Annotated in this window: 9 protein-coding genes and 3 pseudogenes; 3 read left to right on the top strand and 9 right to left on the bottom strand. The window is 64.9% G+C overall.

The window, feature by feature from the left end; genetic code table 11:
- Positions 1-25 precede the first annotated feature (25 nt).
- The 3 genes from DYST_RS24040 to DYST_RS16260 are packed head-to-tail and all read right to left on the bottom strand — an operon-like array spanning position 26 to position 5,722.
- Positions 26-928 (bottom strand): S8 family serine peptidase, encoded by a 903-nt coding sequence (locus DYST_RS24040; RefSeq protein ID WP_275666850.1) that lies wholly within the window; start codon positions 926-928, stop codon positions 26-28.
- On the bottom strand, positions 879-1,955 hold the full coding sequence (locus DYST_RS24035; RefSeq protein ID WP_275666848.1) for a S8 family serine peptidase: 1,077 nt from the start codon (positions 1,953-1,955) through the stop codon (positions 879-881). The genes DYST_RS24040 and DYST_RS24035 overlap by 50 nt, the downstream gene beginning before the upstream one ends.
- A gap of 56 nt (positions 1,956-2,011) precedes the next feature.
- A complete protein-coding gene (locus tag DYST_RS16260) occupies positions 2,012-5,722 on the bottom strand; it encodes an ESPR-type extended signal peptide-containing protein (protein ID WP_239946662.1) in 3,711 nt (1,236 codons plus the stop codon).
- A gap of 432 nt (positions 5,723-6,154) precedes the next feature.
- On the opposite strand from DYST_RS16260, the gene DYST_RS16255 reads away from it, so the two are divergent.
- Positions 6,155-7,450, top strand: a complete 1,296-nt coding sequence (locus DYST_RS16255; RefSeq protein ID WP_102301771.1) for a sensor histidine kinase — start codon at positions 6,155-6,157, stop codon at positions 7,448-7,450.
- Between the two features lie 26 nt (positions 7,451-7,476).
- On the opposite strand, the gene DYST_RS16250 is transcribed toward DYST_RS16255, so the two are convergent.
- A complete protein-coding gene (locus tag DYST_RS16250; protein WP_239946657.1) occupies positions 7,477-8,223 on the bottom strand; it encodes a response regulator transcription factor in 747 nt (248 codons plus the stop codon).
- A 374-nt stretch (positions 8,224-8,597) separates the two neighbouring features.
- Between DYST_RS16250 and DYST_RS16245 the strand changes: the two genes are divergently transcribed.
- Together DYST_RS16245 and DYST_RS16240 are read left to right on the top strand one after the other, a co-directional pair.
- Positions 8,598-10,844, top strand: a complete 2,247-nt coding sequence (locus tag DYST_RS16245; protein WP_239946655.1) for a protease pro-enzyme activation domain-containing protein — start codon at positions 8,598-8,600, stop codon at positions 10,842-10,844.
- A gap of 158 nt (positions 10,845-11,002) precedes the next feature.
- The gene (locus DYST_RS16240; protein WP_239946653.1) at positions 11,003-13,582 is read left to right on the top strand and encodes an ESPR-type extended signal peptide-containing protein; all 2,580 of its coding nucleotides are present in this window, start codon (positions 11,003-11,005) and stop codon (positions 13,580-13,582) included.
- A 159-nt stretch (positions 13,583-13,741) separates the two neighbouring features.
- On the opposite strand, the gene DYST_RS16235 is transcribed toward DYST_RS16240, so the two are convergent.
- The 5 genes and pseudogenes from DYST_RS16235 to DYST_RS24365 form a co-directional block, all read right to left on the bottom strand.
- Positions 13,742-13,957: a hypothetical protein gene (locus DYST_RS16235; RefSeq protein WP_102301767.1), complete on the bottom strand. Its 216-nt coding sequence runs from the start codon at positions 13,955-13,957 to the stop codon at positions 13,742-13,744.
- Positions 13,958-14,141: 184 nt separating this feature from the next.
- Positions 14,142-14,960, bottom strand: a complete 819-nt coding sequence (locus DYST_RS16230; RefSeq protein ID WP_239946652.1) for an OmpA family protein — start codon at positions 14,958-14,960, stop codon at positions 14,142-14,144.
- 41 nt (positions 14,961-15,001) lie between these two features.
- A pseudogene (locus DYST_RS24375) lies at positions 15,002-15,370 on the bottom strand (YadA family autotransporter adhesin); the annotation flags it as partial.
- A gap of 30 nt (positions 15,371-15,400) precedes the next feature.
- A pseudogene (locus DYST_RS24370) lies at positions 15,401-16,505 on the bottom strand (YadA family autotransporter adhesin); the annotation flags it as partial.
- A 4,458-nt stretch (positions 16,506-20,963) separates the two neighbouring features.
- Positions 20,964-21,062 (bottom strand): annotated as a pseudogene (locus DYST_RS24365) (ESPR-type extended signal peptide-containing protein); the annotation flags it as partial.
- Positions 21,063-21,224 lie beyond the last annotated feature (162 nt).

Raw genomic sequence — 21,224 nt, 5'->3', positions numbered from 1 at the left:
GAAACCGGGCGACATGCCCCCTTTCTCAGTGCGCCGTGTAGCTCGCGGTGAGCTGCACGTTGGCGAAGGTCTTGACGCCGGTCACGCGCACGTACCACGTGCCCGTGACCGGCGTCGTCTGCACGATCGCTTCGTTGTTGGTATTCGGCTTGGCCGACGAGAAGTCGGCGTTGGAACCGTTGGGTGCCACCGGCACGCCGACCTTCGCGTACAACGACACATCCCCCGTGCCACCGATGGTGCGAATGGTGAGGTTGGTGGCGTTGGCCGGCACCGTGATGCTGTAGATCAGCGATGTACCCGCATTGCCCGCCACCGTTACCGGCGTGCTGCTTACCAGCGTCGATGGTAGTGCCGTCATGGTCGGACTCAGCGCGGCTTGCACGGCCGCATTGGCATCGACGACGCCGCTACCAAAGGCGACACCCTCGCTGACGGGGAACACACGGGCCGAGGAAATCAGTGCCTCCTGGATCTGCAGCGGCGTGAGCGCGGGCTGGCCCGCAGCCTTCACCGCACCGATCATCAAGGCCACCACGCCCGCCACGTGTGGCGTCGCCTGCGAGGTGCCGGCCATTTCGCCGTAGATCGGGTTACCGGGTGCGGTCGTGCCGTCGTTGAGTGTGGACCATACGAAGCCCGCGTCCGGCGTCGTCGTCTGGGTGGGATCATCGTTGGCGTAGATGCCGCCACCGGGTCCTGCGATCGATACATAGCTGCCGTAGTTGGAATAGAACGCGCGCTTGCCGGTGATACCCACCGACGACACGGTGATCACGCCCGGGCAGCTCGACGGCGAGTAGTTCGCGGTGTTGTCGGTGTTGTTGCCGGCGGCTACGACCACGGTGACGCCACGCGAGATAGCACCGGCAATGGCGCTACCGAAAGCATCCGTCGCCTCGCAGGTGCCAGGACCGCCAAGGCTCATGCTGATCACCTGCGCGGGACTGGGGTTCGCCGGCATGTTGGGCACCGCCCCCCCCCGAGGCCCAGGTGATCGCATCGGCAATATCAGAAGTCGCGCCACCGCAGTGACCTAGTGCGCGCAGCGGCATGACTTGCGAACCCGGCGCCACGCCCGTAACGCCCACGCCGTTGTTGGTGACTGCCGCGATCGTGCCGAACACATGCGTCCCGTGCCAACTGCTGTTCGCGATGCCGCAATTCATGGCCGCTGTCGTCCAGTCCCCCGTATCCCAACCACCCGGCACGCGGCCATCGGTGGCGCGGCCGGACGTCGCTGCGGCGGTGATGAAATCGTAACCGGCGTTCGCCAACGCCAGGTTGAGGTCGGGGTGTTGCGTTACGCCGGTATCGATCTCGGCCACCACCACGCCGGTGCCGTCGTAGTTCAGCCATGCGGCGGACGCGTTGCTGCCGCCATAGTTAGCGTAGCCGGTCGTGTCGGTACCGATGGTTTCCACCGTACCGGTGCCGGGACGCATGTGCCACTGATAGGAGAAGTACGGATCGTTGGGCGTGCTGGTGCCCACGGCATCCGGCTTTACTGTGCTGGCCGCGATGTCCTTGACGATGTGCATGCGCACGTCGGGCTCGACGTGCGCCACAGCCGGATCGGCAGCGATCTGTTGCATCAGCGCCACTGCTTCATTGCGGCTCAGTTTGCGACTGGTGTGTACCACATCGGCGCCGATGCCGAGCTTGCGCTTCCACTGCACGCTGACGGCGTTCGAGGGTGTGGCTTTCTGCGATGCCGCGTCGAGCTTCGCGCGCGTCACGGCCACGCCGATATTCTGCTCGACGGCATTGGCGTTGCTGCGTTCGGCGGTGCCGTCGCGATAGGTGACGATAAAGGCGTCGATCGTGTCATTCGCACCCATGGTCGATGCGTTGATGGTGGCGCCGGTGCTGGTGACGATCGATGCGGCGTGCGCCGTGGAAAAACCCAGTGCCGCAGCCAGGACGGCCATGCGGCCAAGTGTTAGACGATTCATGCATATCTCTCCAATTTGATGGGCATGGAAAGGGCGCCATGCGGCGCCCTTTCGCCTTACCAGCTGAAACCGCCGCCAACGCCGACGGATGTTTCGGAACCCGACACCGAAGCACCCACGGACACACTGGCGTGGCTGCTGGCGAACGCGCGCTGATAGCCGACAGCGAATGCCCCCTGGCCGTTGTAGTTGCCGGCGCCGAAGCCCACGCGGTTGTCGCCCGCAAGGTTCGATGTGTTTGCCGTCATCTGCGCCATCGCCGATCCCATCGCACCGACGCGATCGAGTCGCTGGTTGACGTTGTTGAACTGATCATTCATTTCCTGACGCAGCGCACCGATGCCGGAGTTTGCGTCGTAATTGGCAATGGCCTGGTTGGTATACGCATTGGCCGACTGCACCGCCTGCTGCGATGACGCATCGGTATACGTCTTGGCGGTCTGCAGTGCCTGAGTCACCTGTGCACTGACCTGCCCGACGTTGGTGGCATCGGTAGCATTCACGCCGGCGGCCACGTTGACGATCTGGCGCTGGTTGGTGGCCGTACCCACCGATACGGTGTTGGCCTGATTAGCCACCGACCCTTGACCCAGTGCCACTGCATTGGTGGCGCTGGCGGACGAACCCTGACCAACCGCCGTGCCCGAAGCCGCTGTCACCGACGCGCTTTCACCCACTGCCACTGCATTGGTCGCTGCAGCAGCAATGGTGGTGTTGGCGCCCACGGCGGTACTGCCGTCGGCATTTACCTTGGCGTTGCCACCGAAGGCGGTGTCATTGGGACCGTGCGCGAGTGCCCCGCCGCCGACCGCCGTGCCGTTGTCACCACTGACACCGGTACCGACCGCTGCGCCATTGCCGATCGCCACCGTATTGGCGCCGTTGGCACTGGCGTTGGTCATGCTGCCACCCTGGCCGTTCACCGCGAAGGTGCCGGGCATGCCGCCACCGCCCGCGCCCAGTTGCTGGGTCAGCGTGGTGAAGTCGGTGGTGAGCGTCGACAGCTCGCCGTTGATGGTGCTGGTCGCGCTGGTGAACTGACCCATGTTCACCGCATCCATCGGTGCTACGCCAGCAGCGACGTTGTGGATCTGCGTGCCGTTGGCACCTTGCAACGTGATGCCCGCCTTGGTGGCGTCGTCGTAAGTCACCGCCGTGAGCGGATTGTTGTTGCCATCCACCAACCCCGCCGCTTGCAGCTGTGACAGGTTCACCGCATCGGTCGCTTGCGTGCCCGCAGCGACGTTGATGATCTGGCGTTCCGCACCCGCCGCACCCACCGACACCGCGTTGTCGCGATCAGCCACTGAGTTCGCACCGATCGCCACGGCGTTCTGTGCCGTCACCGTTGCGCCATAGCCCACGGCAGTCCCCATGCCATTGGCACCCGTTGCCACTGCACCGCTACCGAGCGCAACGTCACCCGTACCCGCGGCATAGGCACCCGAGCCCTGAGCCATCGAGTAGTCACCCTCGGCATCGGCCATGTATCCGTTGGACATGCTCTGAACGCCATTGGCGATGGCGTTGTTACCGAATGCCTGCGCCTGCACGCCAGCCGCCGACGCACTCACGCCAAGCGCCATCGCTTGATTGGCTGTGGCGCTGGACGAGGCGCCAATGGCTATCGTGTCACTGATATTCGGCAGAGGCAGCGGCGGGTTCTGGCTGTTCTCGGTGCCACGCAAGGCGTCACCGGCCGTCGCGCCATTGCCGATAGCCATGTTGTTCGTACCCGTGCCACCGCCCGCGTAGGCATTGGTGCCCATGGCCTGATCGTTGGTCCACGCAGCGACCGCGCTGCTGCCGATAGCGACGGCGCCGGTGCCCCAGGCCACGCTTTGCGAACCGATGGCCGTGCCGTTGATCAGGCTGCCATCAGGTGATCCATTGGCGAGCGCATTACGACCGATCACGACGCTGCCATCGCCGTTGGTATAGCTTTCGTAGCCAATGGCAATAGCGCCCGCGGTTTGATCCGCATTGGTGTAACCCGCACGATTGGCGTTGGGATAGCCCGTTGAACTACCCGCCGCCGTGGCACCCGCGCCCATGGCCACACTGAAATCGCCGATCGACTCCGCACCGGCACCAAACGCGCTGGAACCCACGCCAGGCGAAACCGTAGTGCCAGAACCTGCGCCGGTAACGACGCCGGTTCCATTGATGTCCAACCATCCACCTACGGCAGTCGAACCCGGCCCGATGGCATAAGAGCCTGCACCCATGGCCACTGAGCCTTCGCCGTAACCGATGGCACGCGTACCGATGCCGATAGCGTCGATGCTGCCCTGCGCCACGCCAGCGGTATTGCCGATGGCGATGCCATTCAAGCCGCCATACGAGATGGCGTTGCTGCCGATCACTACGCTGTTGCTCACCAACTGCGCGTTGCCATTGCTGTCTGTCGTTTCCACCGCTTCGGCGCTGTTGCCGATCACCACGGTATTGGGCGAATTGGGGCCGGAGTAAGCACCGCCTCCATTGCCGCCACCCGCGATGACAATGCTACCCGCGCCATTGGCCTGAGCATTTCCGCCAAGCGCCGTGGAACCCGCACCGAACGCGCTCGCGCCGCTGCCGAACGCAGATGCTGTATTGCCGACGCTGCTCGCACCGTAGCCCACTGCGGTGGCGTATGTACCTGACGTGCTAGCGATGTCACCAATCGCAGTGCCATAGGAGGCCTGCACGCTGGAGCCAACACCCACCGCCGTAGCAGAGGTCACCAGCGCAGGCGTCGCAGACGTATCACCGACGAACGACTGTGCACCGATCGCCACGGAACTCGTCGCCGCATACAGAGAGGCACCGTTACCCATCGCAACATCGTTGCGGTAGAAACCGAACGCCGTGGTGCCCGCCAACGTCTGGTTGGTGATCGACGCACCCGGGCCGATCGCCACGCTGCTGGAGACCCCCGTAACGCTGGCACTGCTGCCCATGGCGATGGAACTGGAGCTGGCGGCCACCGTGCTGTTGCCGAGCGCGATGCTGTTACTCGCCGTCGCCTGCGCGCCTTGACCCAGCGCCATGCTGTTGGAGCCGGTTGCGCCGGCGGCCGCGCCCATGGCCATGGCCGCCGAGCCCGTCGCCTGCGCGCCCTGCCCCGAAGCCATACTGCTATCCGTCGCTGCAGCAGCGCCTGCACCGAGCGCCACACTGTTCATGCCGGTCGCCGTGGCATTCGCACCCACAGCGACAGCGGCGTTACCCACCGCGTTGGCAGCGCTACCCACCGCCGTGCCGTTGTCGCCTTGCGACTGCGCGCCGGTACCGACCGCCGTGCTGTTCGCACCCGTGGCGGTGGCGTTGGCGCCTACTGCCACGGCCGCGTTACCCACGGCATTGGCGGCGGCACCCAACGAGGTGCCGTTGTCACCCTGCGATTGCGCACCCGCGCCCACCGCCGTGCCATTGCTGCCCAACGTCACTGCGCCGGAACCCACGGCGACATCGTTACTGCCGGCGGTCGATGCCGTCGTCGTACCGCCACTGGCGGGACCGGAAATTGCGACGGCGCCAGTGGGATCCACCACGGTCGTCGTGGTGCCACTGGCGGGCGTGGTGGTCGGTGGCGTCGCAGTGGGCAGCGTCACCCCCGCCTGCACACCGTTCGCCATGGCCATGCTCAGCACGAGCACACCTGTGACAGTGAGCGTGCGCGCCCTACGCTGACGTCCCTTGCCCGCCATACGTGCGAGCTCGGAAGCCACCACCACGGCGCCCAGCGCCGAGTTCCAGATCTTGCTGTAGATCGTATTCACCCGATTCCTCCCCGAATGGCCGCTAGCTGCGTAACCGCTTCCACGGCACGACGGTCGGCGATCTCCCCAAAGCCGATCCCGTCGACGCTCACCTGCGGCGACCTGTTGAATGAGGCGCAGTGCGCCCCGTTGGTGTGATGCCGTCCGGAGATTCAGTGAGGTCAGCAGGCAAGTCACGCACGCTCCCACACCAGCAGCACGCAGCTCTCCAACCTCACCAACATTTTCTCTTGCTCACGCGTGACAAGCGCGGAAGAATGGGGTCTTCAGGTCGCGTCTACCGATGGGGATCGGAAAAACGCGGCGATTGTTGTTCGTTTTCTGGGGGAGTGCGTGACCATTCCAGGACTACGGGCCGTCAGGGAGTGGCTGGACCGTGCACCAACAAGGGATCCTGTTGATCGTTTAAACGCCCGCTTCGTCCAGATCCTGATGATGGCGGTCGGACTGCAGGCGTTGCTGGTTCGCCTGTACTACATCTATGCCGAACCCAGCGCTGCATTGCCAACGGTGTGGTCGGCTGCCGACATCACCGATCTCATCGCAGACATTGCCCTCACCATGGGCGCATGGATCGGTGTACTGATGATCCGGCGCGGTCACTTCAACCGTGGCATTCAGCTGTTTCTTTGCGTGTACCTGCTTACGTTGGCCGGCAATTTTGCAACCACCGGCTATCGCCATGCGCCACCCGACCCATCGCCGACGCTACTGCTGGCGATTGCAGGCGTAGTGCTCGGTAGGCGCACGTTATGGACCGTGTTCACCGCCATCGTCGGCTGCTTTGCGCTGGGACAGCTCGCCGATGCGCTTTGGCTACCCGGCGCAACCAAGGATTTTTGGTGGGCATTCCATGCGCTGCCCATGCTTCTGGTCGCCTACATCCTTGTCGCCTATGCCATCGACTGCACCACGCGTGCCCTACGCCAAATGTTGTCCGACGCATTGCAGCGCGGCGAAGCGCTCGCCCGCGCCAACGAGCGACTGAAGCAGGAAATGGAGGAACGCGAGCGCACGCAGAACCAGTTGATCCACTCGCAGAAGCTCGATGCCATCGGGCGCGCCGCTAGTGGCGTCGCCCATGACTTCGACAATGTGTTGAACGTGGTACTGGGCTACGCCTCGCAACGCGAGCAGTTGGCCGACCTGGGCACACCCGCCTTGCTCAACGCCATGCAAGGCATCGAACTGGCCGCGCTGCGCGCGCTCACCATCAGCCGGAAATTGCTCAATTTCAGCCGGCAGGAAGTAGGCGTCAGCCAAGTATTCGACGCCGCGACCGCCGTAGCAGAACTCGAGCCGATGCTGCACCAACTGCTGGGCAACTACATCCAGCTCGACATCCAGGCATCGCCCGGCGAGCTGCTTTTGCAGCTTGATCGCGGCCAGTTCGAACTCATGATCCTTAACATCGCCGCGAACGCGCGAGATGCCATGCCCGAGGGCGGCTTGTTTACCTTGCGATTGGAAAGCGATGGCACGCCACCCATGCTGAAGCTCGCGCTAGCCGATTCGGGCGTCGGCATGAGCGATGACGTCCGCGCCAAAGTATTCGAGCCGTTCTACACCACCAAACCGTTCGGGCGCGGTACCGGGCTGGGCCTTTCCGTGGTGTCCAGCATGGTGGATGCCGCGCACGGCGTCATCGACGTCACCAGCACACCGATGCAGGGAACGGCCTTCGTCATCCGCCTGCCGCTCCATGATGAATCAACGATACCGCTTTGAATGGACGTCCATACGGACGAAAAAAATCAAGCATCGCTGGCGAAGAGATACCCCTGCCCGCGCGACGTGAGCAACGGCAGCGGTTGGCCCGCGGCATCCTGCGCTTTGCGGCGGAGCCGGTGCACCATCATTTCCAGGCGGTGCGGGTCGAACTCATAAATGTCGGAGGTCAACGCGCTGATCAGTTTTTCGCGCGACACCGGCTCACCGCGCACCGCCATCAGCACACGCAGGATGCAACGCTCCGGCGCGGTCAGCGGTAGCGCCTGCCCCACGGGGGTGACCAGGCACCAGTCGTCGGTATCCAGCCGCCAGCGGCCCAAGCCCGCTGACGTCGTCACCGCACCGCCCGCTCCAGCCACGCCGACAAGGCGGCGCCCCACGCTGTGCAAGGTGGCGGCCAGCACCTCGATGTTTACCGGTTTGTTGAGGAACGCATCCGCGCCGCGCGTCAGCGCAGTGACGTGGTCGTCCATGCCTGTGTTTCCGGTCAGCATGACGATGCCAAGCGTGGAAATTTCGCGCAGGTGTTTCACCACATTGAGACCGCTGTCGTCAGGCAGGCCGATATCCAGCACCACCATGTCGAAACGCCTGCTCAACATGTGGCGATACAGCTCCGCCACCGAACCCGCGCCCGTCACCTGAAAACCGAAGTAACGAAGCCCTGGAATGATGATGCCTTCGCGCAATTGCGCGTCGTCTTCCAGCACGCCGACATGCCACGCGCGATCGGGCGTTCGGGCGTTTGTTTTCGAGGCTCCGTCGTTCATGCGGCCTGGCATCGGTAGTTCTAGGGAAGTTCCGACACTCTGCGGGCGTGACGTCCGTTCCGTCAACAGCGCGAGCAGGTCTTTTTTGGAATTCGCTGGCTTGCTCACAAGGGCTTGCGTGCGATTGCGTGGGCTGCGTGAGCAAGCGTGAGAAATAGTGGGAGTGGGTGCGTGTGTTGTGCAGTGCGTCTGGTGAAAGCTGAATTCAAGCCGTCGTCTGGCTAGCACGTCGCCGCTGCAGACCAGGGGATGCCTCGCGCAACGAGGCATGGGGTACTCGGGATCGTCGCTAGTTATCCGCGCTTGGTAAAGCGCCAGTCGGGCGCCTATTCGAATTGGGGCCGCGCCGGCCCCACGCATCCCGGGGATCGAAGATGTCCAGCCGCACTCGTACGACTCATGCAGGCCTGCCCGCCCGCAAAGCCTTTCTGCCCATGGCCCTCGCACTCGCCTTCAGCCCGCTGGCTGCGCACGCGAGCGACTGGGCGCCAACCCACAGCCACGCCGCGCTGTTGAAGACGGTAACCACATCGTCGGCACGCGCCGGGCAAGCACCCGTGACGCACACCAACTATGCCGTCAACCGCCACGGCCAGCCGCAGGTGTCCGCGGTGGTAACACCGTTGGCCAACAGCAAGCTGCTGCACATCGCCGTTGGCCTGAACCTGCGCAACGCGGACCAGCTGCAAGCGTTCATCAAGAACGTGAACACACCGGGTAACGCGGTATTTGGCAAGTTCCTCACGCCTGCGCAATTTAAGGCGACTTATGCGCCGACCGATGCCCAGGTACAGGCCGTCGTGACACACCTGCAGCAGTCGGGCTTTACCCGTATCACCGTGTCGCCGAACAACACGCTGGTCTATGCCGATGGCAATGCCGCCACCGTAGCCACGGCGTTCAACGCCTCCATGAAGACCTACACCGAGAACGGCAAGCAACGCTTCGGCAACGACAGCGACGTGATGGTCCCGCAGTCGCTCGGCGGCATTGTCGGCTCGGTGATCGGCCTGCAGAACATTGAACACAAGCATCCGCTGAGCTTCCTCGGCAGGCCGGTGACGGCAACGACGAATGTCGCTACCCAGGGCACGGCGTCCGCGGTGACGCACTCGCCCACGCAATTCCCGACGATCTACGACGCGGGCAGCACACCGACAGCTTTCAACACCACGGTGGGCATCATTACCTGGGGTGATCTCACACAGACGCAGCAGGACCTCAACACCATGACCACGGCGGTGGCGATGAACGCCACCAACGTCCGCGTGGTACCGGTGACGCTCGGCTCGGCCGTGGACTTCTCCGACGACCCCAGCTCGGACATGGAGTGGAACCTCGACTCACAGTCCATCGTCGGCACCTCCGGCGGTGTGAAGCAGCTGGTGTTCTACACGGCGGCGAATGGACAGGACGGTGCCGCAGACGAAGAACTGACCGACGCGGGCATCACCGCGGCCTACAACGCCGCCGTCACGGATACCACGCTCGCCAAGGTGATCAACGTCTCGCTGGGCGAAGACGAAACCATCGCCAATCAAAGCGGCACACAGGCAGCGGATGACGCCGTCTTCGCGCAGGCCGTCGCGCAGGGCCAGACGTTCTCCGTCGCCTCGGGCGACCAGGGCGTATACGTCACCACCGACGGCGAGTTCGCCAGCGGCGCAGGCGTGGTGCTGCCTTCACCATTCAGCCTCTCGACCTACTCGGTGAGCGAACCCTCAACGTCGCCCAACGTGATCGCCGTCGGCGGCACCGAGCTGATGACCAACGGTACCGCCTGGGCCGGCGAAACGACCTGGAACGATGGCGTGGCAGCGGCGGACGATGGCAACGAACGCATCTGGGCCAGCACCGGCGGCAAGAGCCTGTTCGAAACCGCACCGGCGTGGCAGGCCTCTGGCCTTGGCGCCACGGTGCGCCAGGTGCCTGACATTGCTTTCGATGCATCCTCGTACACGGGCGCGCAGATCTTCATCGATGGCACGCGCTACGCGGTGGGCGGCACCAGTCTGGCTTCGCCAATCTTCGTGGGCGTGTTTGCCCGCGTGCAGACCTACGCCAACAACTCCATCGGCTTTCCGGCCAGCATGATGTATCGCGATTTCCCGAATAATGCGGCCGTGCTGCACGACGTGACCGCGGGCAACAACGGCGTGGCCTTTGGCGGCCATACCTACGGCTACAACGCCGCCACAGGCTGGGACTTCACCACGGGCTTCGGTTCGCTGGACATCAGCCAGTTCAACGCCCTTGCCTACATATGGGGCAATGGCAGCCCGGCAACCACCAATCCGCCACCGGCAGCGCCGATCGCGCTCAGTAACGGCGTGGCCGTGACCACACTGGGACCGGCTGGCAGCAGCCAGCAGTTCACGTTGTTTGTACCCGCGGGCACAACCACCCTGACGTTCCGCACCAGTGGCGGCAGTGGCGATGTGTCGCTGTACGTCAAGCGCGGCAGCGCGGCCAGCGCCACCTCGTACGACTACGTCTCCGCCCACGCCAACACCAACACGGAAGCCGTGGTGGTGCGTGCGCCAACGGCGGGAACGTATTACGTGACGGTGACCAGTCCGGCCGTGTTTACCGGCGTCTCGGTGCTCGGCTCCTACAACTGAGTCCACTCCGGCGTGCGACAGCGATCGCGCGCCGGACGATCAAGCCATCCAACCCACCATTCCATGGACGTCCATACGTCCGACAGCGATGCCATCCATGCGCGCCCCACGGCAGGACGCAGGCCAGGCATCGCCGAAAACCCAGCGGGGAGAAATCAATGAACGCAATCCACAGCAAGATATGGAATGCCGCGCGCGGCATGCTGGTCGTCGCCAGCGAACTGGCGAAGTCGCACGGCAAGGGCAATAGCGTCAGGCGCGCCAGGGCGATACTGGCCGTCGCCTCGCTTGCCACCGGCTCGATGCTGGCCACCGGCGCCATGGCGGCCGACAGTACAGCCCCTTCTTCCGCCAGCACGGGCACGAGTACCGACACCACCGCCGCAGCGCCTTCGCTGCAGCTGGCGCAGGTGACGCCACAGGTATCCACGCCGGCCGACCCTTATTTCTCTGCGGATGGCGCAGGCGACGGCAGCGATTCGGCCTTGTCACTGGGTACTCACAGCGTTGCCGCCGGCGCCATGAGCACCGCCATGGGCACCGAGAGCAGCGCGGTCGGCTACAACAGCTTTGCCAATGACGACTACAGCACCGCCATCGGCGGCAACACCTTCGCCATGGGTATCGGTTCCTCGGCCATCGGCCATAGCGCCACCACCGGCGCGAACTACGCCACGGCACTGGGCTACAGCGCCAATGCCAGTAACTACAACGCCATCGCCGCCGGTGCCAACGCGCAGGCCACGGGCCTGAGCAGCGTGGCGATCGGCGGTTACGTGGTCGATTCCAGTGGCAATCCAAAATCGTTCGACGTCTCGGGCAACCCCGTCGCCGCCGTGGCGTCGGGCGACTACGCCACGGCCGTGGGTCCTGGCGCGCAGGCCCTCGCCCACGGCGCCACCGCTATTGGCGTGGGCGCCAATGCTTCTCAGCAGAACACGGTGGCGATTGGCAACAGCGCGAACGCGACGGGCACCGACTATGCCGTCGCCGTGGGTACCGCCGCACAAGCGCTCGGTGATGCGAGCGTGGCTATTGGCAGCCAAGCGGCTGCCAGTGGCGCTTACGGCACGGTGGTGGGCACGCAAGCACAGGCGCTTGGCACAGGCGACACCGTGATGGGTTTAGGTGCGGGCGCCAGCGGTGATTACGCGGTGGTCAATGGCTTTGCCGCTGCGGCAACGGGCACACAGGCTATCGCCGTTGGTGCGGGCTCCAATGCCGTGACAGACAACTCCGTCGCGCTGGGCGCGACCGCACAGGTGACCGGAGCGCAGGGCACGGCGCTAGGTACCGCGACCTCCGTCACCAGCAACAACGCAGTCGCACTCGGCGCGAACTCGGTGGGTGACCGCGACAACAGCGTGTCGGTTGGCGCCACGGGTGCGGAGCGGCAGATCATCCATGTTGCTGCGGGTACGCAAAGCACGGATGCCGTCAACCTAGGGCAACTCACCGCGACGGCCACGTCCGTGGCGACGGCACTGGGTGGCGGCGCCACGGTGGCCAATGGGTTGGTGCCGTCGTACACCGTCCAAGGCACGACGTACTCCAACGTGGGTTCGGCCATCTCTGCATTGGATTCCGGCGAAACCGCGCTCAATCAAGATGTGGCGACGTTGCAGCAATCTGGCGGTAGTGCCAATCCACTGGCCATCGGCTATGACAACGCCACCAAGGCTGGCATCACGTTGCAAGGCACCAGCGGTACGCAGATCCACAACGTCGCTGCCGGCGTGGCGCCGATGGATGCGGTGAATATGGGCCAGCTCACCAGTGCGACCAACACCATCAACGGCGCGTTGTCGACGCTCACCACGGATTACATCGCGCTGAGCCAGCAGTTGGGCACGGGCGGCGGCATGCCGGGCACGTTCGCCGTGAACGGTCAGGGTGACAGCATGACTAATGCCAGCGCCAAGGATGCCAATACCGTGGCCATTGGCAGCGGTGCGATGGTGGGTGCGGGCGGTGACAACGGCACGGCGGTGGGTGGCGGCGCACTCGCGCATGGTCCCAACGACACCGCCTTCGGTGGTAATGCCAAGGTGAATGCCGATGGCAGTACGGCGGTCGGCGCCAACACCACCATCGCTGCCGCAGCGACCAACGCGGTGGCAGTGGGTGAAAGCGCCTCCGTAACGGCAGCTTCCGGCACAGCAGTCGGTCAGGGTTCGTCCGCCAGCGCCACCAATGCGGTGGCACTGGGCCAGGGCTCGGTGGCCAATCAGGCGAACACGGTGTCGGTGGGCACGACGTCCAATCAGCGTCAGATCGTCAATGTCGCCGCCGGCGTAAATGCCACCGACGCTACCAACGTGGGACAAGTCAGCGCGCAGGTGACCCAGGCACTGCAGACGGCCAAGACGTACACCGATGCGTCATCGCAGCAGGCGGTGCAGTCGGCCAATGCGTATACCAACCAGGCCATTGCCAATTACGACGCAAACTCCGGCATCGGTGCCCTGCGTCAGGAAATGAATGACCAGTTCACGCAGGTCAACAAGAAGATCAACGACCAGGGCGCGATGGGCGCGGCGTCGACGCAGATGGCCATCAACGCGTCGGGCGCTACGGGCATCGGCCGCATCTCGGCGGGCGTGGGCTATCAGGGTGCGCGTTCGGCGATCTCGGTGGGCTATGCCACGCCGGTAGGCAACGCCGCGCACATCAGCGTAGGCGCAACCACCAGCGGATCGCAGACCTCGGTGGGTGCGGGTTTCGGTATCGACTTGTAACGAGCACGCAGCGGCGATGGACCCTGGTCGCCGCTTTTCTCACCCTCGGCGCCTACACGCCGAGGGTCTTTTTTTGGAGGGCCAAGAGTCGCTAACAAAACGTAGCGAGCGCCCGCCTGATAGTCGCGCAGTAGTTTTGTTAGCGGCTCTTAATGCAGGTCACTGCATGCCATAGTTAGCCAGCACAATGGGCATCTTGCCGCCGAGAAATTCGACGCGTGCCGGCACGCCGGTCACGTCATGATGTTCACGCGCTAGGCGACGTGCCAGCTTGATGGCGACCGCCGGGCACAGTTGGCTGCGCACGAGACGCTTGCCGAGCGTAATGCACCACTGGCGACCTTCGCGTTCGCAAACGGAATAGACGGATTTCATCGCACGTTCCTCCTGCTCCTGTAGCGGCGCGAGTACGCGACGCCTGCCCTCGTTTCCTTCGTACCTTGAACCTGTCGTAGTCGGCACCGTGACGGCGGTCGGCGCTAGGGGGTGGCGCCGTAGAGGGGTCACCAATTTCCATGTGATCCGCCACGGTGCCGACTACGACAGGCTCGTCGACACGTCACATCTGCGCTCGTGCTGTCCCCTTCAGTTCTACGCGGCGATTGGGTGCCAAGCAGGCGATCAGACGATCCCGCCGTTTGTCGTTGCACTGCGTGACCGGATCGGCCTCGCCGCGGCCCGCTACCTGCATCGCCGCGGGCGATACACCATGGGCGGCCAGGTAATCGCGCACGGACTCGGCACGCCGCTGTGACAGCGCGAGGTTGTAGCGCTCGCTGCCGATGCGGTCGGTGTAGCCGATGATCATGATGTCCTGGATATGGCTGGCTTCTTGCACCTGGGAAAGCAGGCGATCGAGGTTGGCTTTGCCTTCCGGTGAGAGCGTGGCGCTATCGAAACCGAACATCGCATCGGACGACAAGGTGAGCGCCATCATCGGCGCGACGGCCGGCGTGGGCGCCGACGGTGGTGCGGGCGGCGCGAGCAGGTCCTTGCACGATTCCGGCTTCCAGTAGAACGCCTGTGCGAGGTGACCCTTGTCGAACTGGATCTGGAACTGGCACTTGATCACGCCGCCGCCGGTTTCGCGGAAGGCGAAGATGTAGTTCCAGCGATGCACGCCGAACACGCCTTCGCTGAAGTGCGGCGTGCCAAGCAGATCGTAGAGCTGTTGCTTGGTCATGCCGGGTGCGAGCTTGCGCAGATTTTCCACGTTGACGAAGGCGCCTTCCGGCATGGTGGCGCGCGCCGGGTCGGGAAAATTCGGCCCGGCATCCGCCGTCTGCGCATGGCTTGGCGTGGCACTACCCGCTGCCATCGCGACGCCAGCCGCCAGCAGCGCGGGTAGCAGTCGCCTCAGGTTGATGATGTTTCGCATGACGATTCCCCTTGATCGTTATCCGACGTTCGCTATCCGCCTCACCACATCATCCCTGCGCCGACTGAGAAGCCCGCATCGCCGCGCGAGTCCGCGCTGCCGGTGAGCTTGTAGACCCAGCGCCCACCCTGCGAGATGGTCGACACACCGATGGCGATGCTCGATTCGCCGCGGAACGTGCCGGCGGCGACGGCGGCCATGCTGTGGCCCGGCTCGTACGACTGCGGCAGTCCAGCCATCGCCATGCTAGCCGCGATGCCCGCATTGGCGCGATTGCTCACGTTTTGGATCTGGCTGTTGATCTGGTTGAAACGCGAGTCGGTGTAGTTCTGCGCCCAGTTCTGTGCCTGCTGGATGCCGGCATTCAACTGCCCCACGTTCGCTGCGTCGGTAGTGGCGGTGCCGGCGGCGACGTTGTGGATCGCGGTGCCGCTAGCGTTGCCATTGCCCAGCGTGACGCTGCTGTAGTTGGTACTTCCATCCGTGTTGGTGTCGTAGCGAACAGTGCCCTGCGTGGAGCTGGTGATGCTCGCCTGCATCTGACCCAGGTTGACCGCATCGGTCGACGCGCTGCCAGCAGCCACGTTGGTGATCTGGCGTTCGTTGCCAGTGCTGCCCACAGAGACCGTGTTCGCACGATTGGCCACCGAACCCGAACCCAACGCCACGGAGTTATCTGCCGACGCATTCGCACCATTACCCACTGCCACGGCATTGGTGCCGCTGGCTTGCGCGACCGGACCAGCCGCGACGCTGTTGGCGCCGGTGGCGGAGGAGTCGGCCAGCGTCGAGTTGACGTTGTAGTACTTCACCGTGGTGGTGGTGCCACCACCGCTACCGGGTTTGATGTTCTGGATAGCGTTGTACAGGCTGTAGTTGCTGTAGACGTTGCCGGTGTTCTGCGTCCAGTTCCACAGCTGCGCACCGTTGATCGCCTGCGTGCTGGTGGCGCTGATGGCGCCCTGGTGCAGGTTGCTCAACGTGGTGCCGCCCGTGACGCCGCCGTTGGTGCTGGCGGTGCTGTCTCAGGGTGACGGTGTTGTGCGTGGCATCGTCGTACTGCACGGCGTTGCCCGCCGCGAACGACACCGCTTGCAATTGCGCGAGGTTGACCGCATCGGTCGCCGCACTACCTGCGGCAACGTTGGTGATCTGACGCTCCTGGCCCGGCGAACCGATCGACACTTCGCCTGCGGAATTCTGCAGCGTGCTCAGACCGTAAGCGGTGTAACCGGTCTGCGCGCCGCGTGTTGCGCTGGAGGCATAACCCAGCGCCACGCTGTTGGCCACCGAGGCCGTTGCCTGTGCGCCGATGATGGTCTGCGCATTCGCCGTGCCGCTGGCGCTGTCGCCGATCACCACGGAATGGCCCAAGCGTGCTGCGTAGTCGTCCGTGGGTACGCCGGTCGGGTTGTTCGGGTCGTTGGTGCCAGCGCCCGGGAAGGCAGCCGCCGCCGTCTCGGCCGGCAAGGTGTGGCTGGCGTTGGTGCCGATCACCACTTCCTTCGAACCATTGGCGGTGGCGCCGTCGCCCATCAGCACCTGATAGTCCTGCGCCGCATTTACCGCCCAGCAGGAGGTCTTCACCACGCCGAGCACGTTGGCGCAGGTCGAGGCCCAGGCCGGCGCGCTGTTCGGCAAGGCCAGCCCAAGCAGGCCACCCGGTGCGCCATTGTTGATGTTGGTGATGTAGCTGTCCGACGACACCGCGCCGATCAGCGTCAGATGCGAGTTGCTGCCGGTGCCGCCCAACGCGGCACCACCCACCGTGGTGAGTACCGTGCCCACTGGCGTTCCATTCACCACCGGAATACCCAGCACGCTGGTTACCGAATAACCCTGCGTGAAGTTGGCCGCATTCACCTGCAGGCCGCCGTTGGTCACGTAGCCGTTAGTGTTGTTGAACAGCGCATTGGTGGTGCTGCCCAGCAACTGGCCGGCTGTACCCACGACGCCGCCGTTGCCGACGATGAGACCGGTGGGCGTTGCCGACGGAGCGGGCACCACCGGCACACCGGCCGCGCCGGTACCCGTGCCAGAACCACCCGTGCCTGAAATCGCAGGCGTTACGCCGAGCAGCGACGCTACGCCTGGCAGCGCCTTGTCGAGCAGGTTCGATGCGCCCGGAATAGCGCCGATCAGGTTCTGCCCAGAGGTGAGGCCGTTACCCGTCTGACCCAGCTGCACGCCCGGCACGCTATTCACCGTGTCAGCCACGGTATTGGTGAGATTGCCGAGCAGCGAAGACGCCGTGCCGTCCTGGCCAAGCACATTCGTCAGCCCCGTGCCGTTGGGCTGCGCGAGTACCGCGCCCACGGTAGAGGTCACAGCGCCGACGGTCTTGCCCAGGTCGGGCACGACTTTGCCAAGCGACGAACCATTCGAACCCAGGATGCCACCCAAGCCGCCACCGGATGTGCCGGGATTCAACACACTGCCGACCGTTGTGGTGAGGCCGGATAGCACGCCACCGAGGTTGCCAGCGCCCGCACCGCCCGCGGCCGGATTCAGCACGCTGCCTACCGTCGAGGTCAGGCCGGACACGACGCCACCCAATCCATTGCCGGAGCCGAGCACGCCGCCGAGGCCGCCACCCGAACCCACGCCACTGAGCACACCGTTGACCGTGGACACCACCGGCTTCACTACACCGGACACGGTGCCGGCGAGTGGCGTACCGGCGGTGACACCGCCGACCACACCGGTCACCGTATTCGTCACCCCCGTCACCGTCGCCGGCAGGTTGGACACAAGGCCGCCCACGTTGCCGAGGCCGCCGCTATTACCCGTCCCCTGATTCAACACGCTGCCGACGGTCGACGTCACGCCCGACACAACGCCACCCAATCCATTGCCCGAGCCGAGCACGCCACCAAGGCCGCCGCCCGAACCCACGCCACTCAGCACGCCGGTCACCGTGGTAACGACAGGCTGCACCACGCCAGACACCGTGCCGCCTAGCGGAGTGCCAGCGGTGACACCACCGACCACGCCCGTCACCGTGTTTGTCACACCCGTGACGACGCCACCCAATCCATTGCCTGAGCCGAGCACGCCGCCGAGGCCGCCACCCGTCCCCACGCCACCGAGCACGCCGTTAACGGTGGCAACCACGGGTTGCACCACACCGGACACCGTGCCGGCGAGTGGTGTGCCAGCAGTGACACCACCGACCACGCCCGTCACCGTGTTTGTCACACCCGTGACGACGCCACCCAATCCATTGCCTGAGCCGAGCACGCCGCCGAGGCCGCCACCCGTCCCCACGCCACCGAGCACGCCGTTAACGGTGGCAACCACGGGTTGCACCACACCAGACACCGTGCCGGCTAGCGGGGTGCCAGCAGTGACACCGCCGACCACACCCGTCACCGTGTTCGTCACGCCCGTGACGACGCCACCCAATCCATTGCCTGAGCCGAGCACACCGCCGAGGCCACCGCCCGAACCCACGCCACCGAGCACACCGTTGACCGTGGTTACGACAGGCTGCACCACACCAGACACCGTGCCGGCTAGCGGGGTGCCAGCAGTGACACCGCCGACCACACCCGTCACCGTGTTCGTCACGCCCGTTACGACGCCACCCAATCCGTTGCCCGAGCCGAGCACGCCACCGAGGCCGCCACCCGTCCCAGGATTCAGCACGCTGCCGACCGTCGAGGTGAGGCCCGATACCACGCCGCCAAGGTTGCCGATGCCCGCACCGCCGGTGCCAGGATTCAGCACGCTACCCACCGTCGACGTCACGCCCGACACAAGACCACCCAGGCCGTTGCCCGCGCCCAGCACGCCACCAAGACCGCCCAGGCCGCTGCCCGAACCCACGCCCGCTACGCCACTCAGGACACCGTTGACGGTGGTGACGACACCGGACACCACACCACCCAGGCCGTTACCCGTACCGAGCACGCCACCCAGGCCGCCAAGGCCGGCACCCGATCCCGTGGTTGCACCTGCCAATGTGGTCGCCACGTTGTGCAGCGTCGATTCCACCGGCGGCAGCACCGAACCCGTGACACTCGCGAGCGGCGTACCGGCAGTAACGCCACCGACCACGCTGTTCACTGCGCCGTTCACGCCATCCACCGTGGCAGGCAGCGTGGATATCAAGCCACTCGATCCCAGCACGCCGCCCAGACCTGCACCCGAGCCCGTGGTCGTGCCTGCCAATGCGGTTGCCACGTTGTGCAGCGTCGATTCGACTGGCGGCAACACCGAACCCGTGACACCAGCGAGCGGGGTACCGGCGGTTACGCCGCCAACTACACTGTTCACTGCGTGATTCACGCCATCCACCGTGGCAGGCAGCGTGGATATCAGGCCACTCGATCCCAGCACGCCGCCCAGACCTGCACCCGAGCCCGTGGTCGTGCCTGCCAATGCGGTTGCCACGTTGTGCAGCGTCGATTCGACTGGCGGCAACACCGAACCCGTGACACCAGCGAGCGGGGTACCGGCGGTTACGCCGCCAACTACACTGTTCACTGCGTGATTCACGCCATCCACCGTGGCGGGCAGCGTGGATATCAGGCCACTCGAACCCAGCACACCACCCAGACCTGCACCTGATCCCGTGGTCGTGCCTGCCAACGCGGTTGCCACGTTGTGCAGCGTCGATTCGACTGGCGGCAACACCGAACCGGTGACACCGGCGAGCGGTGTTCCGGCGGTGACACCGCCAACCACGCTGTTCACGGCGTGATTCACACCATCGACGGTGGCGGGCAGTGTCGATACCAGACCGCTCGAACCCAGCACACCACCGAGGCCGCCACCCGATCCTGTCGTCGTACCTGCCAACGCGGTCGCCACGTTGTGCAGCGTCGATTCGACTGGCGGCAACACCGAACCGGTGACACCGGCGAGCGGCGTGCCGGCGGTAACACCGCCAACCACGCTGTTCACGGCGTGATTCACGCCATCGACGGTGGCGGGCAGCGTGGATACCAACCCATTTGAACCCAACACACCACCGAGACCAGCGCCCGATCCCGTCGCCGTACCCGCCAACGTGGTTGCCACGTTGTGCAAGGTGGATTCCACCGGCGGCAACACGGAGCCCGTCACGCCAGCGAGCGGAGTACCCGCGGTGACGCCACCGACGATGCCGTTCACGGCACCACTGACGCCATCCACCGTCGCGGGCAGCTTGCCCACAACGCCACCCAGGTTGCCTGCACCCAGGCTGCCGGTGATCGGCTGCAACACAGGTTCGAGCGACGAAACGAGTTGCCCACCGACATGCAGGTTAACGTTGGCGTTCACCAGCGGCGTGCTGGACAACACCGGCACGGCAACGCCGATGTGCGCGTGAGCGTCAACGAGATCGCCGTTGCTGGCGAGCACCGCAGCACGCGCACCAACAGTGGCATCCACCGGCGCCAGGGACGCAACTAACGGGTCCACGGGAGCAGCAGCGGGCGTACCAAGATGGACAAGCCCATCGGCGCCCAGCGCTGCATGCGCATTCTTATCGACCAGTGAACTGGTGACGTTGGCATGCTCCGCCAATGTCACGGAGCGATTGCGATCCGCGACATCGTTATTGGAGGGAAGCACCGCAGACACCACGCCCTGCCCCAGTGCAGCCACGTCGGCTCCGCCAGACATCGCACCCACGCGCGACTTCAGGTCAGCGGGAATGGTGACGCCCGAGCCGATCTGCTGACTGGTCGGCACGATAGGAATGCCCACGCGTGCACGCACACTGGCCACGACACCCTTGCTGCGATGTGCGGATGGCGTGGAAGACGAAGACGGCGCGACATCGTTATCGCCGGGTAGCGTCACCGCCACGCGATTCAACAGCGGCTGCACGCTGGCACTCACGGCCACGGGAGCGGTGGCTTGCGACGCAGGATGATCGTACTTGGCCGCCAGACCCATGAGATCGTTGAGCTTGGCGTCATCCGCGCTTTCCGCATGCGAGGCTGGGTGGTATGCCAGCGCGCAAAGCGCCAGGCCGCCCACCAGCAGGGCGCGCGCCGAGGGCATAAAGCCCACTTGGCGCGACATGCGACGGCGTTGCACGGAGAGTTCCGACGCAGGCACCCATGAGTGCCGTGATTCGGACCATACGAGACGATAGATACGGTTCATTTGAAGTGTCCCCTCTTGGCCGGCGCAGTGCACGTTGTGTGTCTGCGCATACAGGTCCATGTGAGCTTTGCCGGCGCGCGTCATGCGCAACCTGCAACGCTGGGGGCTATTACAACGATCGCGCCGCTCGTCAGATGTCCCAATCCGGCAACGGCATAAGCC

Origin of the sequence: Dyella terrae, assembly GCF_022394535.1 — a bacterium.
GTDB lineage: Bacteria > Pseudomonadota > Gammaproteobacteria > Xanthomonadales > Rhodanobacteraceae > Dyella.
The sequence above is the reverse complement of the archived record's forward strand: the minus strand, read 5'-3'. Positions and strand labels throughout refer to the sequence as shown.